This window comes from Acinetobacter sp. YH01022 (assembly GCF_013420235.1).
In the GTDB taxonomy this organism is placed as follows: domain Bacteria; phylum Pseudomonadota; class Gammaproteobacteria; order Pseudomonadales; family Moraxellaceae; genus Acinetobacter.
This window is the reverse complement of record NZ_VOYP01000038.1, coordinates 21282-27281: the sequence shown is the minus strand read 5'-3', so window position 1 is coordinate 27281 and position 6000 is coordinate 21282. Positions and strand designations below refer to the sequence as shown.

The 6000-nt window shown below is 38.6% G+C and carries 8 protein-coding genes and 1 pseudogene; all 9 read right to left on the bottom strand.

The window, feature by feature from the left end; all coding sequences use genetic code 11:
* Positions 1-117: 117 nt before the first annotated feature.
* The 9 genes and pseudogenes from FTT87_RS12625 to FTT87_RS12590 all read right to left on the bottom strand — a co-directional run bounded on the left by FTT87_RS12625 (position 118) and on the right by FTT87_RS12590 (position 5991).
* A complete protein-coding gene (locus tag FTT87_RS12625; RefSeq protein ID WP_180044595.1) occupies positions 118-441 on the bottom strand; it encodes a hypothetical protein in 324 nt (107 codons plus the stop codon).
* Positions 389-706, bottom strand: coding sequence for a DUF5660 family protein (locus FTT87_RS12620; RefSeq protein WP_180174939.1), 318 nt, complete (start codon positions 704-706; stop codon positions 389-391). Before FTT87_RS12620 ends, FTT87_RS12625 begins: the two co-directional genes overlap by 53 nt.
* A 312-nt stretch (positions 707-1018) precedes the next feature.
* On the bottom strand, positions 1019-1684 hold the full coding sequence (locus tag FTT87_RS12615) for an RluA family pseudouridine synthase (protein WP_180044593.1): 666 nt from the start codon (positions 1682-1684) through the stop codon (positions 1019-1021).
* Positions 1685-1771: 87 nt separating this feature from the next.
* A complete protein-coding gene (locus FTT87_RS12610) occupies positions 1772-2224 on the bottom strand; it encodes a GIY-YIG nuclease family protein (protein WP_180044592.1) in 453 nt (150 codons plus the stop codon).
* Positions 2225-2712: 488 nt separating this feature from the next.
* Positions 2713-3426 carry an SIMPL domain-containing protein gene (locus tag FTT87_RS12605; RefSeq protein WP_180044591.1) on the bottom strand — a complete coding sequence of 238 codons (714 nt, stop codon included), beginning with the start codon at positions 3424-3426 and terminating at the stop codon, positions 2713-2715.
* 117 nt (positions 3427-3543) lie between these two features.
* Entirely contained in the window at positions 3544-3795 is a 252-nt protein-coding gene (locus FTT87_RS12600) for a DUF6868 family protein (RefSeq protein WP_180044590.1), read from the bottom strand.
* 537 nt (positions 3796-4332) lie between these two features.
* Positions 4333-5034 carry a DUF1003 domain-containing protein gene (locus tag FTT87_RS12595; protein WP_180044589.1) on the bottom strand — a complete coding sequence of 234 codons (702 nt, stop codon included), beginning with the start codon at positions 5032-5034 and terminating at the stop codon, positions 4333-4335.
* 280 nt (positions 5035-5314) lie between these two features.
* Positions 5315-5532, bottom strand: a pseudogene (locus tag FTT87_RS16065) (hypothetical protein).
* A gap of 252 nt (positions 5533-5784) precedes the next feature.
* On the bottom strand, positions 5785-5991 hold the full coding sequence (locus FTT87_RS12590) for a hypothetical protein (RefSeq protein WP_180044588.1): 207 nt from the start codon (positions 5989-5991) through the stop codon (positions 5785-5787).
* Between the last annotated feature and the right edge of the window lie 9 nt (positions 5992-6000).

Below are 6000 nucleotides of genomic sequence, written 5' to 3'. Positions count from 1 at the left end.
GCTAAAAAATGGACCATGCCAATTCAAAATTGGCGTTTAGCGATGAATTGGTTTACGATTCAGTTCGATGATCGATTAAAAGATCATTTATAAAAAATGGAACTTACACAAAATAATTTACAGGCTCTCGACATACTCACATTGCCCCCCTGTGTTTGCTGCAATGGCATTTTTTATTTTACGGCGGACTTCTTTTAACTGCTGCGCGGCATGAATATCACCATAGCCATCAATCAATTGATCCAGAAAGGTTTGTACAGGATATACATCTTGAATACCATAACCCTGAATCTTGTTTTCCAGTGCTTTAGAAATTGCCTCCAAGCTTTCTTGTTCTAAGACCTGATTATAAAAAGCACCTAATCGTTCTCTGGCTTGGGCTTCCAGCTTAAGCTGGCTGTTTTTTTTCCAGTTTTTCCAGATAATGTCGAGTATTTTCAATCTCTGCCTTCATTTTTTCCAGCAGAAACTCTGCTTCAGTTTTAGTGACTTCAACAAAGCTCTCGGCCTGGTTTTTTCGCTCCGCAATGTAATGTTCAATATCTACAATGTCCTGATACTGGCTCAGCTTTTCAACCCTGTTTTTTAAATTTCCGATCTCTATACGACAGGTATTTAATTGATGATGCAGCGCATCATTTTGCTGCTCATGCTCTGCCAGATTATTTCGCGTACGATCCAGATTCACCTGTAAAGATTCAAGCATGATCTGTTTTTTTCTTATTTGCATGATTGCCCGATAAAGCAATCCCAGCAAAATAAGGGTGGTCAGGATATATAGATAAACGATTATTATCTCAAAATTATTATTATTTCAAAGAAATGTTACGCATTATTATTCGTTTGTTTTTCCATTACCAGAAAAGGGATATCGTGTCTGAATGATCGCACTTTTTATTATTCTAAGATTTTCATCATCATAAATCAGTGAGCTAAGCAGACGATAGCCCGCATATCATATATGTAACTTATGATTAAAATTCTAGAATGTTAAACAGATAAAAATTTAAGACACTGATTAAAAAGGAACTTTAGCCTTAATTTCAACATCTGCCCCGCTTAAAGGCTGTTTAAAAGCCAGATAGCTGGCATGTAAGGCCATACGTTGTAATGGACTCTGATAGGGTTCTGGATGATAGAGCTTGTCGCCAGTAATGGGATGTCCGATATATTGCATATGTACCCGAAGTTGATGGGAACGTCCGGTAATCGGAGTCAGTAATACCCGGCTAATGTCTTCCGCTGCAGAATATTCCAAGGCCTGATACAGCGTTTTGGCGGGTTTTCCCAATTCAAAATGCACGATTTGACGCGGCCGGTTTTCCCAGTCGGTAATTAATGGCACTTCGACACTGCCTTCGGCTTCAAGCTTGCCTTGAATCAGCGCAATATAGTTTTTTTTGACCGTAAGTGCCTGAAACATTTTACTGACCGCCACTTCTGCTTCACGGTGTTTGGCAAACATCAAAATGCCGGAAGTTGCCATATCTAGACGGTGGGTAATTTTAGCGTTGGGATAGCGTTCCAATACGCGAAAATAGGCACTGTCATGATGTTCAGGTAAGCGTCCCGGAACAGACAACAGCCCTGCCGGCTTTTCAATCACCACCAGGTCTTCATCTTCATAGACAATAACAAGCGGTTCCTGAGGCGGCATATACACGAAGTTATCGTTGATGGGCATAGCATTACAGCACGTAGGAGAATGGGCGCAAAATAACAAGGTCAGATCCGACTGTCAACGTCTGTGAAATACAGAGTCGATCTGGAATTATTTATTGTTTGCACCCAATTTTCCAAACGCAGGTTTAAGCTGATGAGAAAGGTCATCTTCAATCAATTGCAGTACCTGATGATCTACTTCATATTGTCTGATCGTGATTTTAAACTGACCTTGAAACCATTGACTCAAATGTAGTGCATACGTGCTCTTTTGGCCTTGACCCAAATGTTGTTTCAACCGATTTTTAAGTCCTGTGGTAGATGAACCTACATACATCACTGTGCAAGGCGCATTTAATCTTGCACAGGCATGAGTTCCCTGCGCTTTAAAGATACGAAAGTGATTAAATGTTTCATTCATATCACCGTCTACTTGTTCAATGATATAAATCGCCTTAGATATCGGAGGTAAATCATCTACAGTTGAAAATATAAATTCCTGAACAGGTATAGCCGTTTTAGCAGCATGACAATGTTGAATAAGTGTATCGAGATAACGCATATAATTTATTATAGGTAAATGATTTATTAAATATTTTATCAATGAAGAAAAAGAAGAGGGAATTTTATCTTATATTTTTGCCGGAGAATTTTTGAGGGTGTTAGGGAAAACATCTGTGGTTTACTTCAACCATTATAACTTTGTAAGTTATAACCCTATGCCTATAAATTGATAATCTATAGCGTCCTAAGCCGAATCGAGACCTTGTGGGTAAGTACTGCACTCACGTTGTACGCAACTGGCAGCAATCTACTCTTTTCGATCCCTTATCACACCCTTGAAACATATATTAGCCAAACACGGCCGGGATTAATTCCCTCAGTTTTTTTAATTTTTCATCATTTTTGGGAATTTTTTTCCTTAAATGAATAATAAATAGAATTTTTTATCTTCCGGATTAAAATACAGGTTTTTTATTGCAGAAAAATTGAGATTACAGGAATTTATCTGCACATCAAACCGCATTTTTTCATCACTTTTTACCCCATTTAATCCGCCAGATAATAGTCTACCGTGGACACGACACGGACTTTCTTTAAATAGGGAGTATTACTGTCACGATCTTCAATGCTAAACAGTCCCTGATTGGCCGCCTTGATTTTACCTAAACGGCTTTTGGAATCTGCGGCAAATTTTTCTGCCACACTGCGGGCGTTCTGTGTCGCCTGCTCAATCATCGCTGGCTTGATATCATTTAACTTGGTAAATAAATATTCGGTTCGTTGACCTGAATCATCGCCACCAAAGGCAATGCCCTTTTTACCCAAAGCCACCAGACGGCTTTGTGCTGCCCGCACTGCATCTATTCGGTGGGTATAGACGGTAATGGTTTGATGGGCGGTATAACGTAGCGCGACATTGGCATCGCCGCCATATTGCTGGGCATATTTATCGGTCGTAACCGGAGCCGCAGTGGTAATTTCCTGATCGCTAAAACCTTCAGCCTTTAAAAATGCCTGAATTTGCTGGGTTTGTATTTCCATGGTGTCATAGAGCTGGGTCAGGTCCTGACTGGCCGAGCTAAAACGGATTGGCCATACTGCGACATCAGCTTTCACCTCACGCTCAGACAAGCCCTTGACCGAGACTATACGTTCATACTGTTTAATTTTGAGTGCGCTACTGCCCAAAATCCATCCCGCAATAATCATCCCCAGACAAATGAAAATACCTAAAACCAGTGCAGATTTGAATTGATTCATGCTGCCAAATTCCTCTTTTGCTTGTTTTTGATTGTAGCGGTCCTGTTTTTATAAACTTCGAAACTGCTGTTTAAAGATGATCTATTTGCCTATAAGCCTTTTAAAGTTGAATCCGGGTTAGGAATTTCGTATCAGATATAAGGCCAGAAATGGCACCAGATTAAACAGTAAAATACCAATTTTATATATAGCCATGCCGCCATAATGGATGGCATCAAAAGTATGATCTGAAAGCTGGAACCATTTGCCATGCAGCTGTTTCATCCAGTTACGGGCAAAAATAAACAGCAAAAACCAGATCATTAATATGATGTAATTAATGAGTAATGAACAAAGTAGAAAACGACTCCAGAAATCATCATTTAGCATTTTTATAGCCTGACCAGATGCTCGCTGATATTTTCTAAATTAGCAGATTTTATCCACAAAAATGAACCACTGATTTGTATCAGGTTTTTTGACTTCAAATTTGATTTCTTCTATTTTTATGTGTTTGAGAATTTTTTAGGGGGTCAGGGAAAACATACTGTTTTACTTCAACTATTACCACTTTGTAAGTGATAACCTGATGCCTATAAATTGGTAATTTATAGCGTCCTAAGCCGAATCAAGACCTTGTGGGTAAGTACTACACTCACGTTGTACGCAACTGGCAGCAATCTACTCTTTTCGATCCCTTCACACCCTTGAGATATAGAATAGACAAAGATATGCGGGATTAATTTCCTAAGATTTTGCATTTTTTATTCTTTTTGGAATATTTTCCCACTTTATCTATATTTGTAAAAAAATTTCCCTAATTGATACAAAATTCTGCTTTTTATTACGCCAAACCAACATGAATCGGAATATTTTCTCCATCTCTATAAATCGCAACATTGAAGATTAGCATCAGGTTATAAATGGCTATTTCTTCTTGGTCATTTCCGACAGCAAATCCAGTTGAATTTCCTGAATTTTAGCCAGACGATCCCACTGATGCATTAAAAGATGATCGAGTTTTTCATGTAAATGCCGAATCTCCAGTTCAGCTTTTAAGTTGACCTGATAATCATTTTGCGAACGCAAACGGTCTTTGGCTTCCTGCCGGTTTTGGCTCATCATGATTACTGGTGCCTGAATGGCGGCCAAACAGGACAGCATTAAATTTAATAAAATGAAGGGATATGGATCTGCAGGATGTTTCACCATTACCACGGTATTGATCAAAATCCACAGCGCCAAGAAAATGGCAAAGCAGATCAAAAAGGTCCAGCTACCACCGAAACTTGCAATTTTATCAGCCAGTTTTTCTCCAAAAGTCCAATTCTGATCGAGCTTGTTCTCTACATTTTTGCTGATCAGCTCATGCTGTTGCATACTGTTCAACACTTCATATTCCAGATCAGTGACTTCACCTTGTTCAGATTTTAAAATGGACTGTACATACTGCATACGGTATTTGGTTAAATCGGCTTGGCAGATAAAGTCGCCAGGTGACCACTGTGGAAAGTCCTGTGAAATTTCCTCTGTAATGACTTTGCGAATTGTTCCGATCGGGATAAGATTTTTTTTAGGAAAGCTTTTTTTGCAGACCATGCATGTTTGACATTCTGTTCTTCCGTTCATACCCCATACCTTCTGTTTCATCTATACTTCAATATGCCATGATGTTGATCATTTCCAGACTTAAATAAACACTTGTTTCTGGTCATATTTTGCCAGGACAAGCTTGGTTTTAACTTTATCCCTTCCATATTTTCAGCCTAATTTTAAAGCAATAATCCAGCAATTTTAAAGATAAATATGCCAGATACTATAGACCTATAGCAGTGAGCCATTACGTTGTTTATTCATTTATAAACAAAAATTTAAACCAAAGCCAAGCTGTGAATTCCACTGCCCTTTATCACACATAGAGCTGTTTAACATTCTGATTGATATAGGTATTTAAGCCATCGTCATATTGCGCCAGCTGTTGCATATTTTCAATATGCTGATAGCCGGCACTGGCATAGCTATAGGTATAAATTTTTGATTTTTTCTTAAATTGAACACGAATAAACTGATTGCCAAGTTCATACTAGCCACACCAGAGTCGTGGTTCAGATCAAGATAATGTTGCAATTGGGCGCCCTAAATACCGTGAATATAAAGTTTAAGATGAGGGTGTATTGAGCATTTTTCAAACAATCCACAATAATCAGTCCATAGATGAATGGGAAGCGATTTCTATTCGCCAGTTATTCCTATCTATTTATATTTATTCAAAACCTGATCTAAGATTGAAACATTTTAGTGTTCCGCAGCTAAATCAATCATCAACCAGGTAAAAAAAACTCCGCCAGTTAGGCAGAGTTTTTCAGTTTCAGATTTAAATTATTCCGTACAGCACTTGCTACAGCCTTCTACTCTTTCTGTTGGCCAGTTCATTCTTGCGCGTTTATAGGCGAGTTCATAATTTGCAAAGTATCCAATCAAAATCTGGTCATCCGATTTTGGCAGGTCTTCGCAGCCCAGTGTCGCATTGTGTATATAGTGTATGCCTTTAGCTGCAGGTTGTTCATCTACAATAAATTTGATCATTGATAGTTC

What these genes read in the sequence shown, in the direction of transcription:
- FTT87_RS12620 (WP_180174939.1), bottom strand. Translation starts at nt 706, where the DNA reads ATGCTTGAATCTTTACAGGTGAATCTGGATCGTACGCGAAATAATCTG.
- FTT87_RS12615 (WP_180044593.1), bottom strand. Translation starts at nt 1,684, where the DNA reads ATGCCCATCAACGATAACTTCGTGTATATGCCGCCTCAGGAACCGCTT.
- FTT87_RS12610 (WP_180044592.1), bottom strand. Translation starts at nt 2,224, where the DNA reads ATGCGTTATCTCGATACACTTATTCAACATTGTCATGCTGCTAAAACG.
- FTT87_RS12605 (WP_180044591.1), bottom strand. Translation starts at nt 3,426, where the DNA reads ATGAATCAATTCAAATCTGCACTGGTTTTAGGTATTTTCATTTGTCTG.
- FTT87_RS12600 (WP_180044590.1), bottom strand. Translation starts at nt 3,795, where the DNA reads ATGCTAAATGATGATTTCTGGAGTCGTTTTCTACTTTGTTCATTACTC.
- FTT87_RS12595 (WP_180044589.1), bottom strand. Translation starts at nt 5,034, where the DNA reads ATGAACGGAAGAACAGAATGTCAAACATGCATGGTCTGCAAAAAAAGC.
- FTT87_RS12590 (WP_180044588.1), bottom strand. Translation starts at nt 5,991, where the DNA reads ATGATCAAATTTATTGTAGATGAACAACCTGCAGCTAAAGGCATACAC.